Annotated in this window: 16 protein-coding genes and 1 pseudogene; 8 read left to right on the top strand and 9 right to left on the bottom strand. The window is 59.9% G+C overall.

All coding sequences use genetic code 11. The features are described 5' to 3' along the window. Positions 1–72: 72 nt before the first annotated feature. A complete protein-coding gene (locus PMI37_RS09020; RefSeq protein WP_008080121.1) occupies positions 73–681 on the bottom strand; it encodes a LemA family protein in 609 nt (202 codons plus the stop codon). Between the two features lie 260 nt (positions 682–941). Between PMI37_RS09020 and bglX the strand changes: the two genes are divergently transcribed. Continuing rightward, positions 942–3,233, top strand: a complete 2,292-nt coding sequence (gene bglX, locus PMI37_RS09015; protein WP_008080120.1) for a beta-glucosidase BglX — start codon at positions 942–944, stop codon at positions 3,231–3,233. A 130-nt stretch (positions 3,234–3,363) separates the two neighbouring features. On the opposite strand, the gene PMI37_RS09010 is transcribed toward bglX, so the two are convergent. The 6 genes and pseudogenes from PMI37_RS09010 to PMI37_RS08985 form a co-directional block, all read right to left on the bottom strand. Then, the gene (locus tag PMI37_RS09010) at positions 3,364–4,521 is read right to left on the bottom strand and encodes a phospholipase D-like domain-containing protein (protein WP_008080118.1); all 1,158 of its coding nucleotides are present in this window, start codon (positions 4,519–4,521) and stop codon (positions 3,364–3,366) included. Between the two features lies 1 nt (position 4,522). Next, positions 4,523–5,113: a YceI family protein gene (locus PMI37_RS09005; RefSeq protein WP_008080117.1), complete on the bottom strand. Its 591-nt coding sequence runs from the start codon at positions 5,111–5,113 to the stop codon at positions 4,523–4,525. 260 nt (positions 5,114–5,373) lie between these two features. Next, positions 5,374–5,727 (bottom strand): annotated as a pseudogene (locus tag PMI37_RS09000) (peptidase dimerization domain-containing protein); the annotation flags it as partial. 335 nt (positions 5,728–6,062) lie between these two features. Further along, a complete protein-coding gene (locus PMI37_RS08995) occupies positions 6,063–6,359 on the bottom strand; it encodes a hypothetical protein (RefSeq protein ID WP_008080115.1) in 297 nt (98 codons plus the stop codon). After that, positions 6,356–7,429, bottom strand: a complete 1,074-nt coding sequence (locus PMI37_RS08990; RefSeq protein WP_008080114.1) for a serine hydrolase domain-containing protein — start codon at positions 7,427–7,429, stop codon at positions 6,356–6,358. The genes PMI37_RS08995 and PMI37_RS08990 overlap by 4 nt, the downstream gene beginning before the upstream one ends. A 138-nt stretch (positions 7,430–7,567) precedes the next feature. Continuing rightward, positions 7,568–8,449 carry an acyl-CoA dehydrogenase family protein gene (locus PMI37_RS08985; RefSeq protein ID WP_008080113.1) on the bottom strand — a complete coding sequence of 294 codons (882 nt, stop codon included), beginning with the start codon at positions 8,447–8,449 and terminating at the stop codon, positions 7,568–7,570. A 153-nt stretch (positions 8,450–8,602) separates the two neighbouring features. Here PMI37_RS08985 and olsB point away from each other — a divergent pair, with 153 nt between their 5' ends. Both olsB and PMI37_RS08975 read left to right on the top strand, forming a co-directional pair. Further along, positions 8,603–9,358, top strand: coding sequence for an L-ornithine N(alpha)-acyltransferase (olsB, locus tag PMI37_RS08980; RefSeq protein ID WP_008080112.1), 756 nt, complete (start codon positions 8,603–8,605; stop codon positions 9,356–9,358). After that, positions 9,358–10,149, top strand: coding sequence for a lysophospholipid acyltransferase family protein (locus PMI37_RS08975; protein ID WP_008080111.1), 792 nt, complete (start codon positions 9,358–9,360; stop codon positions 10,147–10,149). Before olsB ends, PMI37_RS08975 begins: the two co-directional genes overlap by 1 nt. A 126-nt stretch (positions 10,150–10,275) precedes the next feature. On the opposite strand, the gene PMI37_RS08970 is transcribed toward PMI37_RS08975, so the two are convergent. Next, positions 10,276–10,854, bottom strand: coding sequence for an acyl carrier protein phosphodiesterase (locus PMI37_RS08970; RefSeq protein ID WP_008080110.1), 579 nt, complete (start codon positions 10,852–10,854; stop codon positions 10,276–10,278). A gap of 169 nt (positions 10,855–11,023) precedes the next feature. Here PMI37_RS08970 and PMI37_RS08965 point away from each other — a divergent pair, with 169 nt between their 5' ends. The 4 genes from PMI37_RS08965 to PMI37_RS08950 all read left to right on the top strand — a co-directional run bounded on the left by PMI37_RS08965 (position 11,024) and on the right by PMI37_RS08950 (position 14,496). Beyond that, positions 11,024–11,326, top strand: a complete 303-nt coding sequence (locus PMI37_RS08965) for an ArsR/SmtB family transcription factor (RefSeq protein ID WP_008080109.1) — start codon at positions 11,024–11,026, stop codon at positions 11,324–11,326. Between the two features lie 34 nt (positions 11,327–11,360). Continuing rightward, positions 11,361–12,527: an MFS transporter gene (locus PMI37_RS08960; protein WP_008080108.1), complete on the top strand. Its 1,167-nt coding sequence runs from the start codon at positions 11,361–11,363 to the stop codon at positions 12,525–12,527. Between the two features lie 28 nt (positions 12,528–12,555). Continuing rightward, positions 12,556–13,605, top strand: a complete 1,050-nt coding sequence (locus PMI37_RS08955) for an alkene reductase (RefSeq protein WP_008080107.1) — start codon at positions 12,556–12,558, stop codon at positions 13,603–13,605. 186 nt (positions 13,606–13,791) lie between these two features. After that, positions 13,792–14,496 (top strand): hypothetical protein, encoded by a 705-nt coding sequence (locus PMI37_RS08950; protein ID WP_008080105.1) that lies wholly within the window; start codon positions 13,792–13,794, stop codon positions 14,494–14,496. A gap of 233 nt (positions 14,497–14,729) precedes the next feature. Here the strand turns inward: PMI37_RS08950 and emhR are convergent, their stop codons facing one another. Beyond that, complete coding sequence (emhR, locus tag PMI37_RS08945) at positions 14,730–15,362, bottom strand: efflux system transcriptional repressor EmhR (RefSeq protein WP_008080104.1); 633 nt, start codon at positions 15,360–15,362, stop codon at positions 14,730–14,732. A gap of 266 nt (positions 15,363–15,628) precedes the next feature. On the opposite strand from emhR, the gene PMI37_RS08940 reads away from it, so the two are divergent. Then, complete coding sequence (locus PMI37_RS08940; protein ID WP_008080103.1) at positions 15,629–16,786, top strand: efflux RND transporter periplasmic adaptor subunit; 1,158 nt, start codon at positions 15,629–15,631, stop codon at positions 16,784–16,786.

Genomic DNA, 16,786 nt, shown 5'->3' with positions numbered 1-16,786 from the left:
GATCTTTTGATCTTGATTTTAAAAACCAACGTCAAAAGATCGCAGCCTTCGGCAGCTCCTACACAGGGGTTCTCAGAATTTCACTTCCGGGGCCTTTTCCGCACCGGGTGTGGTGGCTTCGAAGGTTTCGCGGATCGGCAAGTCGCTGTACATCACGCTGTGCCAGAGGCGACCGGGGAAGGTGCGGATTTCGGTGTTGTATTTCTGCACCGCCAGAATGAAATCGCGGCGCGCCACGGCGATGCGGTTTTCCGTGCCCTCAAGTTGCGATTGCAGGGCGAGGAAGTTCTGGTTGGCCTTCAGATCCGGGTAGCGCTCGGAGACCACCATCAAGCGACTCAAGGCGCCAGTCAGTTGATCCTGTGCCTGCTGGAACTGCTTGAGCTTCTCGGGATTGTCGAGGGTGCTGGCGTCGACCTGAATCGAAGTCGCCTTGGCCCGCGCCTCGATCACCGCCGTCAGCGTTGCTTCCTCATGCTTGGCGTAGCCCTTCACCGTTTCCACCAGGTTGGGGATCAGGTCGGCGCGGCGCTGGTACTGGTTCTGCACTTGGCCCCACGCCGCTTTGGCCTGCTCGTCGAGGGTCGGGATGTTGTTGATGCCGCACGCCGTCAGCAATGTGGCCATGACCAGTAACGTGGCGACCTGCAAGCGCGAGCGGTAGGTTGGGCTGACATTCATCAGAGTGATGCTCCCTGGCACATTGGATTAAAAATCCGGTGGAGAAACATTCGCGACCGGCTCTTGGGGCATAATCGGCCGCGCCACTGGATTGGTACGGGTTAATGGGCTAAAAAGTGCCCTGCGCGATCACGCTGCCGAGGCTCGGCGGTCGTTTTTGGCTCGGTGTTTTCGAGCTTGCACCCGAACAACAATAGTCGCTCCCTAAATTTTGGCTGGCCGGTGTTGCATTGCCGTTTGTGCCCTAGAGAAAAATATTCATGAAGAAGCTGTGTTTGCTGGGTCTGTTCGTCAGCCTGGCCAGTCATCAAGTATTGGCCGCCACGACCCCGGTACCCCTGGAAAACAAGGACGCGTTCATCAGCAACCTGATGAACCAGATGACCCTCGATGAAAAGATCGGCCAGTTACGCCTGATCAGCATCGGCCCGGAGATGCCCCGCGAACTGATCCGCAAAGAGATTGCCGCCGGCAACATCGGTGGCACGTTCAACTCGATCACCCGCCCGGAAAACCGGCCGATGCAGGACGCCGCCATGCGCAGCCGTCTGAAGATCCCGATGTTTTTCGCCTATGACGTGATCCACGGTCACCGCACAATTTTCCCGATCCCGCTGGCCCTCGCGTCGAGCTGGGACATGGACGCCATCGGCCAGTCCGGCCGCGTCGCCGCCAAGGAAGCCGCTGCCGACAGCCTCGACATCACCTTCGCGCCGATGGTCGACATCTCCCGCGACCCGCGCTGGGGCCGCAGCTCCGAAGGTTTCGGTGAAGACACCTACCTGACCTCGCGCATCGCCGGCGTCATGGTGCGCGCCTATCAGGGCGCTACCCCGAGCGCGGCCGACAGCATCATGGCCAGCGTCAAACATTTCGCCCTGTATGGCGCGGTTGAAGGTGGTCGCGACTACAACACCGTCGACATGAGCCCGGTGAAGATGTACCAGGATTACCTGCCGCCGTACCGCGCCGCGATTGATGCCGGCGCCGGTGGCGTGATGGTTGCGCTGAACTCGATCAACGGCATTCCGGCCACGGCCAACACCTGGCTGATGAACGATCTGCTGCGCCGCGACTGGGGCTTCAAAGGCCTGGCGGTCAGCGACCACGGCGCGATCTTCGAACTGATCAAGCACGGTGTCGCCCGCGACGGTCGTGAAGCGGCGAAGCTGGCGATCAAGGCCGGCATCGACATGAGCATGAACGATACCCTCTATGGCAAAGAACTCCCGGGGCTGCTCAAGGCCGGCGAGATCGAACAGAAAGACATCGACAACGCCGTGCGCGAAGTCCTCGCGGCCAAGTACGACATGGGCCTGTTCAAGGATCCATACCTGCGCATCGGCAAAGCTGAAGATGATCCGGCCGACACCTATGCCGAAAGCCGCCTGCACCGTGCCGAGGCCCGCGAAGTCGCGCGCCGCAGTCTGGTGCTGCTGAAGAACCAGAACGAAACACTGCCACTGAAGAAAGACGCGAAAGTCGCACTGGTCGGCCCGTTGGCCAAGGCGCCGATCGACATGATGGGCAGTTGGGCAGCAGCGGGTAAACCGACGCAATCGGTGACCCTGTTCGACGGCATGAGCTCGGTGATCGGCAACAAGTCGAACCTGATCTACGCCCGTGGCGCCAACATCACCAGCGACAAGAAAGTGCTGGATTACCTGAACTTCCTCAACTTCGATGCCCCGGAAGTGGTCGATGACCCGCGTCCGGCCAACGTGCTGATCGACGAAGCGGTGAAAGCGGCGAAGGATGCTGACGTGATCGTTGCCGCTGTCGGCGAGTCGCGTGGCATGTCCCACGAATCGTCCAGCCGTACCGACCTGAACATCCCGGAAAACCAGCGTGAGCTGATCCGCGCGTTGAAAGCCACCGGCAAACCGCTGGTGCTGGTATTGATGAACGGCCGCCCGCTGACCATTCTCGAAGAGAACCAGTCGGCTGATGCGATTCTGGAAACCTGGTTCAGCGGCACCGAGGGCGGCAACGCCATCGCCGACGTGCTGTTCGGCGACTACAACCCGTCGGGCAAACTGCCGGTGACCTTCCCGCGTTCCGTGGGCCAGATCCCGACCTACTACAACCACCTGAGCATTGGCCGGCCGTTTACGCCGGGCAAACCGGGCAACTACACCTCGCAGTATTTCGATGACACCACAGGTCCGCTGTTCCCGTTCGGTTATGGCCTGAGCTACACCCATTTCGCCCTGAGCGACATGGCGCTGTCGTCGACCACGCTGAACGCCACTGGCAAACTCGACGCCAGCGTTATGCTGAAAAACACCGGCAAGCGTGACGGCGAAACCGTGGTGCAGTTGTACATTCAGGACGTCACCGGTTCGATGATCCGCCCGGTGAAAGAACTGAAGAACTTCCAAAAGATCATGCTCAAGGCCGGCGAACAGAAAGTCGTGCACTTCACCATCACCGAGGATGACCTGAAGTTCTATAACGCCCAGCTCAAATACGCGGCAGAGCCTGGCAAGTTCAACGTGCAGATCGGCCTGGATTCGCAGGACGTGACACAGCAGAGCTTTGAACTGCTGTAACAGCAGCAACACTGCAAAACCTGTGGGAGCTGGCTTGCCAGCGATGGCGGCCTAACAGTCAATTGATATGTTGAATGTGACGGCCTCATCGCTGGCAAGCCAGCTCCCACAAAGTTTTTTGGTGTGACCGCTACCCGCGGCGATCGAGGATGTTGACGACCACCCGATCCACCCATCCCCAGATCCGCTGCTTGACCCGCCGCCACAACGGCCGGCGCTGCCACTCCTCCAGACTCACCCGCTGACTCAGCCCGAAGTCCTTCACAAAACTCGCCTGCACCGCTGCCGTCAACGACGGATCCAGCGCCTCCAGATTCGCCTCCAGATTGAAGCGCAGGTTCCAGTGATCGAAGTTGCACGAGCCGATGCTCACCCAATCGTCCACCAGCACCATTTTCAAATGCAGGAAGCACGGCTGATATTCGAAGATCTGCACCCCGGCCTTGAGCAGTCGCGGGTAGTAGCGATGTCCGGCATAACGCACCGACGGGTGATCGGTGCGCGGCCCGGTCAGTAGCAAACGTACATCGACACCGCGCGCAGCAGCCTTGCGCAGGGAGCGGCGGATTTTCCAGGTTGGCAGGAAATACGGCGTGGCCATCCAGATGCGTTTTTGCCCACTGTTCAATGCACGGAACAACGATTGCAGAATGTCGCGATGTTGGCGGGCATCGGCATACGCCACGCGGCCCATGCCCTCGCCCTTGTCCGGTACGCGCGGTAATCGCGGCAGACCGAAATGCGCGGCCGGGCGCCAGGCGCGGCGATAGCGGTTGGCGATCCACTGACGATCAAACAGCAATTGCCAGTCGATCACCAACGGCCCGCTGATCTCGACCATCACTTCGTGCCATTCGCTGGTGTCATGCCCCGGCGTCCAGAACTCGTCGGTGACGCCGGTGCCGCCGACCACCGCCAGCCGCTGATCAACCAGCAGTAATTTGCGGTGATCGCGATAGAAATTGCCGACCCAGCGCCGCCAGTTCAGCCGATTGTAGAAACGCAGTTCCACCCCGGCATGGGTCAGGCGCTGGCGCAGATTGAGGGTGAACGCGAGGCTGCCGTAATCGTCGAACAGGCAGCGCACGCGCACCCCACGTTCGGCCGCCAGCACCAGCGCTTGCACGATGGTTTCGGCACAAGCGCCGGCCTCTACCAGATACAGCTCAAGCTCGATCTGCTCCTGCGCGCCAGCGATCTGCTCAAGCATGCGCGGAAAGAATTGCGGGCCGTCGATCAACAGCTCGAAACGGTTGCCGTCACGCCATGGGAACACTGCGCCGCGCATGTCAGCGCGCCGTGAAAATCAGCACCGCACCCACCGGCACCGACAGACTGATGGCCGACAGGTCGGCGAGTTTGCGCAGGCTTTCCAGCCCCGGCGCCAGATCAAAATCTTCGGCGTTGATCACCAGCGGCTCGAGGGTGACGACCTGAAAGCGCCGATCATCGAGGCGCGTCGCCAGCAATTCGGCGGGGTATTCGTGTTTTTTGCCATGCAGGTTGACGGTCAGCGGCAGGCGCAATTCCAGCTGCGCGCCGGGGGCCAGATCGTTGATCGGGCGCAGGTCGATCTGGGTGGTGATGGTCGCTTCGGGGAATTGCTCGATCTGGAACAGCTCCTTACGCATGCGCTCATCGCGCAGCGGGATGCCGCTGTTGATCGAGTCCAGCTCGACTTCGACTTCGGCGCGACCGTCGGGATCGACCTTGCCGTGCAGCACCAGAAAGCGCTGCACTTCGGAAATGTGGGCATTTTTCGTGCTGACGAACGACAGCCGCGACGACTCGCCGTCCAGATACCAATTGGCCTGCGCCGGCAGCGCGACGGCGGCGAGCAACAGGCTGGACAGGGTTGCACAGAGGGAGCGGTTGAACATTGAGGACTCGTGGGGCCGATAAACCTGCACGAACCTTAACTGGCTGGGGCGTTATTGCAAACTTTCACAGAGCTTCCGCTGATTTCCCTGGGTAAGGGGGGTCCTGTGGCGAGGGGATTATCCCCGCTGGGCTGCGAAGCGGCCCCTTGCGGTGTGTCATTGAAACCCTACATTCAGGATTTGCGACTGCTGCGCAGCCGAGCGGGGATAAATCCCCTCGCCACAAAAACACCCTAAACCTCCAAAATCCATTCACCCCAAACATCGGCATTCAGCGCACGCAAACTCAGACGCAGAACCGCCTGCTGCGGAATGACGTTGGCCGCCTCCCCCGCTTGCAGTGTGCCAACGGTGACCACCGCTGCCTGCTGCGCATCGATGTTGCGCGCGACCACAGATTGCAGCGCCATCACCACACTCGCCGCAGCCACCAGCGGATCGACCGTCAGGTGTGGCATCGAACCGTGGCCGCCAACGCCTTCGATGACCACGTTGAGCAAGTCCTGCGAAGCCATCATCGGCCCTTCGCGAAAGCCCAGATGCCCGGCAGGCAGGCCCGGCATGTTGTGCATGCCGAACAATGCATCGCACGGGAAGCGTTCAAGCAGGCCAGAATGTGCTGATGTCGGGGCATGACGGTTCTCCTCGCGCGGGTGTTCCCGGTCTTGTTGTTTGCAATGAACTCACGACACGTTGGAAAGCAGCTCGTGCTCACTGCCAGATAACCGCGAGACGCGCGCGAGGACAATCGAATGTGGTTCCACAGAGTGGAACCCGAGATCTTCTGGCTCTGCGAACACCTTGTGAACCGACACAAACCCTGTGGGAGCTGGCTTGCCAGCGATAGCGTCGGCACAGGCGATATTTTTTGACTGACACACCGCCATCGCTGGCAAGCCAGCTCCCACAGGGTTCTCTATTTTACAGGGTTAAGATGATGCCCCTTGGATCAGGGATTGAGGCGGCAGCCCTGGCGTTCGCTTTGCCACTGGGCGCTGTTGCTGCGGCCCATGCCGCTGACGGTGATGGTTTTGCTGGCGGGGTCATCGCTGAACTGGCTGATCGGCAGCCACTGTTTTACGTAGCCACGGCAATACTCGGCATCGTTATTCATCACGTAGCGGCACGAACAATATTCCTTGGCGGTGTAGGCGCTGATGATGTCCGGGAAGGCCCACACATTTTCACGCTCGTAGACCATCCAGCCGAGCAGAAGAACCAGCAGCAACAGCGAAAAACGCTTCATGGCCACACCGCCTTCAGCACACGTTTAAGCAACTCGTTATGACGGTAGCTGCCATCGCGATCATCGCCATAACGGACGATCACCAGTTTCTCGCTGGGAATCACATACAGCGCCTGCCCCCAATGGCCGAGGGCAGCGAAGGTATCGGACGGCGCATCGGGCCACGGCGATGCCGCGCCATCTACCGCTCGATTGAGCCACCACTGTCCGCCGGGCACGGCTTCGTCCTGATGGGCCTGGTAACCGGCGAACGGTTTCAGGTTGAACCCGAGCCAATCCTTGGGCAGCAACTGCTGGGCATCCCAACGCCCGTCGCGGGCCATCAACAGCCCGACTCGCGCCAGATCCCGTGCGGTGAGATAGGCGTAAGACGAAGCGACAAAAGTGCCCGTCGCATCGGTTTCCCACACGGCGTGGTGGATGCCCAAAGGCTCAAACAGCGCTGTCCACGGATAGTCGGGATAACGCTGCGGGCCGACGATGTTTTTCAATGCGGCGGCGAGCAGATTGCTGTCGCCGCTGGAGTAACGGAAGGCCTGCCCCGGCGCAGCGTAGCTGTCTTGTTCGGCAGTGAACGCGGCCATGTCGCGATGACCACGGGTGTAGAGCATCGCCACTACCGAAGATTTTAGCGGCGCGTATTCGTAGTCTTCCTGCCAATCGATACCTGAAGCCCAATGCAGCAGATCGGCGAGTTTGATGTCCGGGTGTTTAGCCAGCGGCGGGTAATACTTTGCGGCCGGGTCTTCGAGTTTGAACAGGCCTTCGCCGTACGCCACACCGAGCACGGTGGCCATCAGGCTTTTGCTGATCGACCAGGTCAGGTGCGGGGTTTGCGCGTTGGTTGGGCCGGCGTAGCGTTCGTAGATGATCTGGCCGTCGCGGATGATCAGCAAGGCGTCGGTGCGGATGCCTATGCGGGTGGTGTCGTCGCGGGGTGGGAAGGCGTAACTTTCCAGCGCCCCTGTATCGGTGATGGTCGCGCCGATTGGCCACTGCTCGCCAGGCCATGGTTCGGCGTGAACGGTGCAGCTGATCAACAGTAGAAACAGCGACAGGCCTTTGCACATGGTGAAGTCTCGGCAGACAAGTGTGCTGATCCTAGCCCGGAAAAATGACAATCTGCCCTGTAGGAGCTGCCGCAGGCTGCGATCTTTTGACGTTGTTTTTGAAAGACAAGATCAAAAGATCGCAGCCTGCGGCAGCTCCTACAGGGGACGTTGAAAAGCTTTGGCCAGGCGTTTGGCTCGGGCGGCGGAGGCCAACCGCATCACTCCTTGATCGCGCTGCCACATCATCGCCCACTCCGGATTACCGTCGCACAACGCCTGACTCACCTCGCCCTCCAGCGAATCAAACTGCGCAAACAACCCACCCAGCAACACATGCCCGGCCGGATTGTTCGGCGGTTGCCGACTCGCCTCTGCACACCCGGCCAACAGCGCCAGCAAGCGCAATTGCAGCGCTTGCGGCCAATCGCTGTCCTGCCCGACGCCATACAGCCACGCGGTCATCGCGCTCAACACATAGACATCTTCAAGGGTACGGAACGGTTTCACATAAGCGTCCCAACCATCCCCCGCCAACAACTCACACTGCGCGCCATCGAGCAGCAACCGGCCATGACTGATGTCCGGCATCAACGGCAGCGCCGGCAGTTTTTCCACGCTCACGCCGGGTTCGCCGCGATACACCACGGCCAGACTCAGACGCGGACTTTCGCCGGGTTCTTCACTGCGCGCGGCAATCAACAGCCAGTCCGCCGCATCGCCGGCGGTGACGAAATCCTTGCGTCCGCTCAGGCGCAAATCGCTCAGCCGCGTTTGCATATCCGCCGGGCGCAGGCTGCGCTGTTCGGTCGCACACAACGCACCGAGGCTCAGCGGCGCGCTCGGCCACAGCATGCGCAATGCCGCCTGATAACCGACCAGAAACGCCAGCCCCGGCGTCGCCATCCGCCGCCCACCGGCGACCGCCAATTCGAACGGTGTGACGTTGCCCAGTTGCTGCAACAACGTCGCGAAACCCTCGGCCAGGTCAGCAACGGCGGGCAATCGTTCACGGCTGTGCAGCAGATCTGGCCAGGGCATAAGAGGCTCCTTGTGGGCTGTCATATAAGCATCACCGAACGTTCATGGCGATGACACCGGGGCTACATAGCCTGACTTTGCACAACACGGCTGCATAAAGAAAGTCGATCGGCTGCAACCCACGACGGGTTCAAGGCCCGTACGGAGATTCACATGACTCAGATCGCCCGCATCAGCGACACCGGCAATGAACGCCGCCTGCAAGCCGAACGCCTGATCGGCGCCGAGGCCTTGCAGCAAGCCCAGGCCTTGCGCTTCAACGTCTTCAGCGGCGAGTTCAACGCCAAACTGAAAGGCGCGGAACTGGGTCTGGACATGGATGATTATGATGTTCACTGCAGCCACATCGGCGTGCGTGATTTGAACACCGGCCGCTTGGTGGCGACCACGCGTCTGCTCGATCACACCGCCGCCAGCAGCCTCGGCAAGTTCTACAGCGAAGAAGAATTCAGCCTGCATGGCCTGGCGCATCTGCAAGGTCCGATCCTCGAAATCGGCCGCACCTGCGTCGACCCGGCGTACCGCAACGGTGGCACCATTGCAGTGTTGTGGGGCGAGTTGGCCGAGGTGTTGAATCAGGGCGGCTACAGCTATCTGATGGGTTGCGCGAGCATTCCGATGCAGGACGGCGGCGTTCAGGCGCACGCGATCATGCAGCGCCTGCGCGAACGCTATCTGTGCACCGAACACCTGCGCGCCGAGCCGAAGAAACCGCTGCCGACGCTGGATATTCCATCGAACGTAATCGCGGAAATGCCACCGCTGCTCAAGGCCTATATGCGCCTGGGCGCGAAGATCTGTGGCGAGCCGTGCTGGGACGAAGACTTCCAGGTCGCCGACGTGTTCATCCTGCTCAAGCGCGACGAACTCTGCCCGCGCTACGCCAAGCACTTCAAGGCGGCCGTGTGATGAGCCGGCTGCGGGTGTACGCGCGGATCGCGCGGGTGCTGCTGGTGGTCTCGCTCGGTTTGACCATGGCCAGCGTGTTCGGCGTGTTCGAACGCATTGGTCTGGCGCATTCGATGGAGCGGCGTCAGCGCTGGTCGAGTTTTTTCATGGCACGCCTGAGCAACGCCCTGCCCTTTCGCATGACCGTGCTCGGCGAGCTGCCGAAGCAACCGATGTTGTGGGTCAGCAATCATGTGTCGTGGACGGACATTCCGTTGCTCGGCATGCTCACGCCGCTGTCGTTTCTGTCCAAGGCTGAAGTGCGCACCTGGCCGGTGGCCGGTTGGCTGGCCGCGAAGGCTGGCAGCCTGTTCATCCGCCGTGGTTCGGGCGACAGCCAGTTGATCCGCAAGCAGATGACCCGTCACCTGCAAACCGCTCACCCGCTGCTGATGTTCCCGGAAGGCACCACCACCGATGGCCGCTCGCTGCGCACGTTTCACGGTCGCTTGCTGGCGGCGGCGATTGATTCCGAGGTGATGCTGCAACCGGTGGCGATCCGTTATCTGCGTAACGGCGAGATCGATGCGCTGGCGCCGTTCATTGGCGACGATGATCTGCTCTCGCACCTGATGCGCCTGTTCAGCAACGATTGCGGGGATGTCGAAGTTCACCTGCTCAAGCCAATTGCCTGTCAGGGTCGCGAACGTGCGGCGCTGGCGTTCGAGGCGCAGCAGGCGGTGCAGAAGGCGTTGTTTGGATCGATCCCGGAAACCCGACAATCACCCATGCGCCCTGCAATCGCTGCCTGAAAATACAAACTCTGAAATCACCCTAAGACCCTGTGGGAGCTGGCTTGCCAGCGATAGTGGCAGACCAGTCGACATCTAAGCTGGATGTGCCGCCGCCATCGCTGGCAAGCCAGCTCCCACAGGGATTCAGGTTGTCTGAGAGAGTTGAGAAAAGTGCTGGAGATGCGGGTAGAAGAGCCGGAAGTCTTCACTCAACGGCTCATACAACCGCCGCAACTCCTGCATCGCCCCCGCCAGCTCTTCTGGCCGGCTCAAGCGCCGCGAGATCCCGCGCAACACCTGCTCCAGCACTTCAAATTGCTGGTACGAACCCAACCAGTCATTGGCGACCATGTGCGGCGCAATCTTCGCCAGTCGCTCGGGCAACTGCTGCTCATGGGTGAGTACCCGATAAACGTCTGCGGTAAAGATCTCCAGCGGTTGATCGGCGTACAACCGCCAGTCTCGCGCCAAACAGTGATCGAAAAACACATCGAGCACGATTCCCGCATAACGCCGCCGCGTATCGGTAAACCGCCCCAAGGCGATGTCCACCAGCGGATGGCGATCGGTAAACACGTCAATCCGTCGATGCAGTTGAATCGCCGCTTCCACCTCCGGCGCAAACTGCCCTTGCAACCGACCTTTGACGAAATCGCCATAGAGGCTGCCGAGCAGTTGACCGGGGCGCTGGCCACCGAGGTGCAAATGTGCGAGATAGTTCATGGGCGCAGCTTAGCACCGCGCCCTGCAATCGACACCTCACCATATCGTTATAACCCGATATACCGATTTATGCGCTCATCAGATCAAAATCATATTGGTATATCGCGAAATACCGATTTAAAGTTCGCCTCATCGCGATATAGCGTTGTACTCAACCGAGCACCCTGCCATGAACCTTGACCTCGACGAAATAATAAAAGCCCTGGCGCACCCAGTACGGCGAGACATCCTCAACTGGCTGAAAGACCCGAAAGCCGAGTTTCCGGAACAGCTGCACAACCACGAGTACGGCATCTGCGCCGGACAGATCGATCAGCGCTGCGGCCTGTCACAGTCGACCGTTTCTGCCCACCTCGCGACGTTGCAACGCGCAGGACTGATCAGCAGCCAGAAGGCCGGTCAGTGGCATTTTTTCAAACGTAACGAGGACGTGATCCAGGCGTTCCTCAGCACCCTCAGTAAAGAGCTCTGACCCTTAACGTCAGCCAGCCGACAAGGAAACACGCATGCCCCTCTCGCTACTCATCCTCGCCTTGAGCGCCTTTGCCATCGGCACCACCGAATTCGTCATCATGGGCCTGTTGCCCGATGTCGCGGCCGACCTCGGTGTGTCGATTCCCGGCGCCGGCTGGCTGGTGACCGGTTACGCCCTGGGCGTGGCCATCGGCGCGCCATTCATGGCCATGGCCACCGCCAAACTGCCGCGTAAAGCGGCACTGGTCGCGTTGATGGGCATCTTTATTGTCGGCAACCTGCTCTGTGCCATGGCCAGTGATTACAACGTGCTGATGTTCGCCCGAGTGATCACCGCGCTGTGCCACGGTGCGTTCTTCGGCATCGGTTCGGTGGTGGCGGCCAATCTGGTACCGGCTAACAAGCGTGCATCGGCGGTGGCCTTGATGTTCACCGGTCTGACTTTGGCCAACGTGCTTGGCGTGCCGTTGGGCACTGCGCTGGGTCAGCAATACGGCTGGCGCTCGACCTTCTGGGCGGTGACCGTGATTGGTGTGATTGCGCTGATCGGCCTGATCCGCTTCCTGCCAGCCAAGCGCGATGAGGAAAAACTCGACATGCGCGCCGAACTCGCCGCCCTCAAAGGCGCCGGGATCTGGCTGTCGCTGAGCATGACCGCACTGTTCGCCGCCTCCGTCTTCACCCTGTTCACCTACGTCGCGCCGTTGCTCGGCGAAGTCACCGGCGTGTCGCCGCGTGGCGTGACCTGGACGCTGATGTTGATCGGCCTGGGCCTGACCGTCGGCAACATCATCGGCGGCAAGCTCGCCGACAAAGGCATGGCCGCCACGCTGATCGGCGTATTCATCGCCATGGCCGTGGTCTCCACCGTGCTGACCTGGACCAGCGTCGCGCTGATCCCGACTGAAATCACTCTGTTCCTCTGGGCCACTGCGTGTTTCGCCGCCGTGCCTGCACTGCAAGTCAACGTGGTGACCTTCGGCAAAGCTGCACCGAACCTGGTCTCGACCCTGAACATCGGCGCCTTCAACGTCGGCAACGCCCTCGGCGCCTGGGTCGGCGGCAGCGTCATCGCCCACGGCTATGGCCTGACCAGCGTGCCACTCGCGGCCGCCGCCCTGGCAGTGCTCGCCCTGCTGGTGACCCTGATTACTTTCCGTCAGAACGGCAATACCGATCTGGCCCCCGCTACTCACTGATTAACTTTCACCTACGAGGGTTGTAGACATGGCAACTATTTTCGATCCAATCAAACTCGGCGACGTCGAGCTGGCCAACCGCATCATCATGGCTCCACTGACCCGCTGCCGCGCCGATGAAGGCCGCGTACCGAATGCGTTGATGGCTGAATATTATGTCCAGCGCGCCTCCGCCGGCCTGATCCTCAGCGAAGCCACTTCGGTGACGCCGATGGGCGTGGGCTACCCGGACACCCCGGGCATCTGGTCCAACGACCAAGTGCGCGGCTGGGCCAACGTGACCAAAGCCATTCACGGCGCTGGCGGTAAGATCTTCCTGCAACTGTGGCACGTCGGTCGCGTCTCGCACCCCTCGTACCTCAACGGTGAAGCGCCGGTTGCCCCGAGCGCCATTCAGCCAAAAGGTCACGTCAGCCTGGTTCGTCCAATGGCCGACTACCCGACTCCGCGCGCACTGGAAACCGCTGAAATCGCCGACATCGTCGACGCCTACCGCACCGGTGCCGAGAACGCCAAAGCCGCCGGTTTTGACGGCGTGGAAATCCACGGTGCCAACGGTTACCTGCTCGACCAGTTCCTGCAAAGCAGCACCAACCAGCGCACCGATAACTACGGCGGCTCCCTGGAAAACCGTGCGCGTCTATTGCTGGAAGTGACTGACGCTGCGATCGAAGTCTGGGGTGCCGGCCGTGTCGGTGTACACCTGGCACCGCGCGCCGACTCCCACGACATGGGTGACGACAACCTGGCGGAAACCTTCACCTACGTCGCACGTGAATTGGGCAAACGCGGTATCGCGTTCATCTGCTCCCGTGAAAAGGAAGGCGCGGACAGCCTCGGCCCGCAACTCAAAGAAGCGTTCGGCGGCCCGTACATCGCCAACGAGCGCTTCACCAAGGACAGCGCCAACGCATGGCTGGCCAGTGGCAAGGCTGACGCGGTGGCGTTTGGCGTACCGTTCATTGCCAACCCGGATCTGCCGGCTCGCTTGCAGGCCGATGCGCCGTTGAATGAAGCGCGCCCGGAGTTGTTCTACGCTAAAGGCCCGGTGGGTTATATCGACTACCCGACGCTGTAAGCCGTACTACGAAAAAAACAAAAGCCCCGACGTGTAAACGTCGGGGCTTTTTTATTAGCCTCCATCCATGCAACTTACCCCTGTATACATAACGGGCAATCATTCTACATATCCGCAAATACAAGCCCGAATGAACTTCCTGTTGATGACTGATAGTTTTATTCAAACATCAAAAGGAGCTGCACCATGGAAGGTAATACCGGTATCAACATTGATGACTACGAAGATTTCGAAGAATACGAAATCATTGAGCAGGTCGACCTCGCTTCGGTGAATTCGACACTGGTGTTTGCACTGGCACAGATCAACCCGATCGCCGCGGCTATTCTGCAGACTGCTCTGGCGGGCCTTTCTCCTGAGAAAGTGCTCGCCCTCGAGGATAAATCACAGATCCCTTCGGCCCTCCTCGACCACTTCAAGCAGGCCAATGATGCGGAACAGGATGAATGGAACAGCATTTCGCGCATTGGCTCTTATACGAGCATCCTGTTCAACATTTATAACAACACCAACGAAGTGTTCACATTGCGCCATGCCAACTGGGACCACAGCCGCGTAGCCACTTCCGACTTCGACATTGAGCCCATGCAAACCATGAGCTTTACTTTGCGCCACGAAATACCGGTGGTTAAAGTCAGTTCAAAAACCAAAGGCCCGACAACGATCAATCATGGTTTTTCGTATGCAAGCGAGTCGTACGGTTTCGAGTTTTCGACGCTACTGAAACTCAAGAAAAAGTACTCTACGTTTTCGTTCTCGCCACCGACCATTCCCCATCGCGAGCATAAAGTCGCTTCGACGGGACGCAAGGCCTTGCGCTGCAGTTCGAAAATCTCGCGCGCGCTGCCGAATCGCCCTTACAGCTACGCGGTAGCCATCACACTGGGCTGACAGATCAACGACACTGACAGGTGCCTCGCAACGGGGCACTTTTGCATCGGCTGTTCGCGTATTGCCGCGCAAGCTGCCGGATGCGGCCCATACGATCATATCCGGGCAACAATTTTCCTACAAAATAGCCCGGCATCCGGCTGTCAACGGACAAACCGAGCGTATATAAATGCACTCTTGCTCAACCCCACACGTGGTAAAACTCTGTTCACCTGCGCAGGCTGTCATTACTTTCATTTGCGCAGGCTCGGGCTCAGGCGCAGCATATCCAGTCCTGTATCGACCCAACGCTCGGCCTCGGCATGCAGCTCAAAACTGTCCGGTGCCAGAAGCCAGCCATACAGGAGGCCATCGATATAAGCATGAATGCTGATGGCCGCACGGGCAGTGTCGAGATCTTCCGGCAACTGGCCGCGATTCACCGCATTACGCAGGGTCAGGCCGATACGCAGATTGCAATCGAGGCTGGCCGTCCGGCGCTGCTGGCGCAAATCGCACATTTCATCGGTGAATTCGCACTTATGAAACAGAATTTCGTTGATACGCCGGGTTTTCGGGTCCAGCGCAACTTGATGAAACAAATGAATCAACAATTTGCGCATGCAGCCCAGCGGGTCAAGTTCGTCCTCGCTTTCACTGGCCTTGGCCAATTCATCCAGCGGCTCATGCAGGCTGTCGAGCATGGCCTGAACCAGGTCGGCCTTGTTGCTGAAATGCCAGTAGATCGCGCCGCGCGTCACGCCGGCCATGGTCGCGATGTCCGCCAGCGTCGTACGAGCGACACCCCTTTCATAAAAGGCTTTCTCCGCCGCTTCCAGAATCTGGCTGCGGGTTTCTTGAGCTTCCTCTTTGGTACGACGGACCATGGCAGTAAAACCTCAAACAGGATGTTTCAGGGATGGCTGAATATCCGCTGAATAAAGTGGGGGCGATCTCTCGTGAATCGGCTCCCCGGCCTACAATTTCAAACCTTGCGACGTGTTTTGTACCAGGGTGGGTACGACGCCAAGGTGTTTACAAACAACCATGAACGTAAGTATATTACTTAGCAAGCTACTTATCCACCCGGCATCATTTTTTTACCCTTCCACACTTCTTGTGCGCTTTTCGCGCGCCTGACCCGAGGATCTTCATGCAATTCAAGCCAGCTGTTACCGCTCTGGTCACTGCCGTCGCCCTGGCATCGCTGCTCAGCGGATGTAAAAAGGAAGAAGCGGCACCGGCCGCTCCGCCCCCTCAGGTCGGCGTCGTCACCCTGCAACCACAAGCGTTTACCCTCACTTCCGAGCTGCCAGGTCGCACCAGTGCGTTCCGCATCGCTGAAGTGCGTCCACAGGTCAACGGCATCATTCTCAAACGTCTGTTCAAGGAAGGCGGCGATGTCAAAGCCGGCCAGCAGCTGTATCAGATCGATCCGTCGGTCTATGAAGCGACCCTGAAAAGCGCCGAAGCCAACCTGCGTTCGACCAAGTCGATCTCCGACCGCTACAAGCAACTGGTCGATGAGCAGGCTGTCAGCCGCCAGGAATACGACACCGCCGTGTCCAACCGCATGGAATCGGAAGCGTCGTTGCAGACCGCGCAGATCAACGTGCGTTACACCAAGGTCTACGCGCCGATTTCCGGTCGCATTGGCCGTTCTTCGGTGACCGAAGGTGCGCTGGTCAGCAATGGTCAGACCGACGCGATGGCGACCATTCAACAACTGGACCCGATCTACGTCGACGTCACCCAGTCCTCGGTTGAACTGCTGGAATTGCGCCGCGAGCTGGAAAGCGGTCGTCTGCAGAAGTCCGGCGAAAACTCGGCAGCGGTCAAACTGACCCTGGAAGACGGCAGCCAGTACAAGCTCGACGGTAAGCTGGAATTCTCCGAAGTCACGGTCGACCCGACTACCGGTTCGGTGACTCTGCGTGCGGTGTTCCCGAACCCGGATCACACCCTGCTGCCGGGCATGTTCGTCCGCGCCCAATTGCAGGCCGGCGTCAACGCCGCGGCCATTCTGGCGCCGCAACAAGGTGTGACCCGCGACCTCAAAGGCACCCCGACCGCACTGGTCGTCGGCGCCGACAACAAGGTCGAGCTGCGTCAGCTCAAGGCCAGCCGCACCGTCGGCAGCCAGTGGCTGATTGAAGACGGCTTGAAGGCGGGCGATCGTCTGATCACCGAAGGGCTGCAATACGTGCGTCCAGGTGTTCAGGTCAACCCGACCGAAGCTACCAACGTAGGCAAAAAGAACCCGGCCCCCGCTCAGCCAGCTGACAAAGCCGCTGGCGGCAAAGGGGAGTAA

It is taken from the genome of Pseudomonas sp. GM80 (genome assembly GCF_000282515.1).
Taxonomy (GTDB): domain Bacteria; phylum Pseudomonadota; class Gammaproteobacteria; order Pseudomonadales; family Pseudomonadaceae; genus Aquipseudomonas.
Note: the sequence above shows the minus strand (reverse complement) of the source record. Positions and strands in the feature narration are given on the sequence as shown.

Coding starts and splice junctions, on each gene's coding strand:
- PMI37_RS08965 (WP_008080109.1), top strand. CDS start 11,024: ATGAACCTTGACCTCGACGAAATAATAAAAGCCCTGGCGCACCCAGTA.
- PMI37_RS08985 (WP_008080113.1), bottom strand. CDS start 8,449: ATGCCCTGGCCAGATCTGCTGCACAGCCGTGAACGATTGCCCGCCGTT.
- PMI37_RS09020 (WP_008080121.1), bottom strand. CDS start 681: ATGAATGTCAGCCCAACCTACCGCTCGCGCTTGCAGGTCGCCACGTTA.
- PMI37_RS08950 (WP_008080105.1), top strand. CDS start 13,792: ATGGAAGGTAATACCGGTATCAACATTGATGACTACGAAGATTTCGAA.
- PMI37_RS08940 (WP_008080103.1), top strand. CDS start 15,629: ATGCAATTCAAGCCAGCTGTTACCGCTCTGGTCACTGCCGTCGCCCTG.
- bglX (WP_008080120.1), top strand. CDS start 942: ATGAAGAAGCTGTGTTTGCTGGGTCTGTTCGTCAGCCTGGCCAGTCAT.
- PMI37_RS09005 (WP_008080117.1), bottom strand. CDS start 5,113: ATGTTCAACCGCTCCCTCTGTGCAACCCTGTCCAGCCTGTTGCTCGCC.
- olsB (WP_008080112.1), top strand. CDS start 8,603: ATGACTCAGATCGCCCGCATCAGCGACACCGGCAATGAACGCCGCCTG.
- PMI37_RS08995 (WP_008080115.1), bottom strand. CDS start 6,359: ATGAAGCGTTTTTCGCTGTTGCTGCTGGTTCTTCTGCTCGGCTGGATG.
- PMI37_RS08975 (WP_008080111.1), top strand. CDS start 9,358: ATGAGCCGGCTGCGGGTGTACGCGCGGATCGCGCGGGTGCTGCTGGTG.
- PMI37_RS09010 (WP_008080118.1), bottom strand. CDS start 4,521: ATGCGCGGCGCAGTGTTCCCATGGCGTGACGGCAACCGTTTCGAGCTG.
- emhR (WP_008080104.1), bottom strand. CDS start 15,362: ATGGTCCGTCGTACCAAAGAGGAAGCTCAAGAAACCCGCAGCCAGATT.
- PMI37_RS08955 (WP_008080107.1), top strand. CDS start 12,556: ATGGCAACTATTTTCGATCCAATCAAACTCGGCGACGTCGAGCTGGCC.
- PMI37_RS08970 (WP_008080110.1), bottom strand. CDS start 10,854: ATGAACTATCTCGCACATTTGCACCTCGGTGGCCAGCGCCCCGGTCAA.
- PMI37_RS08960 (WP_008080108.1), top strand. CDS start 11,361: ATGCCCCTCTCGCTACTCATCCTCGCCTTGAGCGCCTTTGCCATCGGC.
- PMI37_RS08990 (WP_008080114.1), bottom strand. CDS start 7,429: ATGTGCAAAGGCCTGTCGCTGTTTCTACTGTTGATCAGCTGCACCGTT.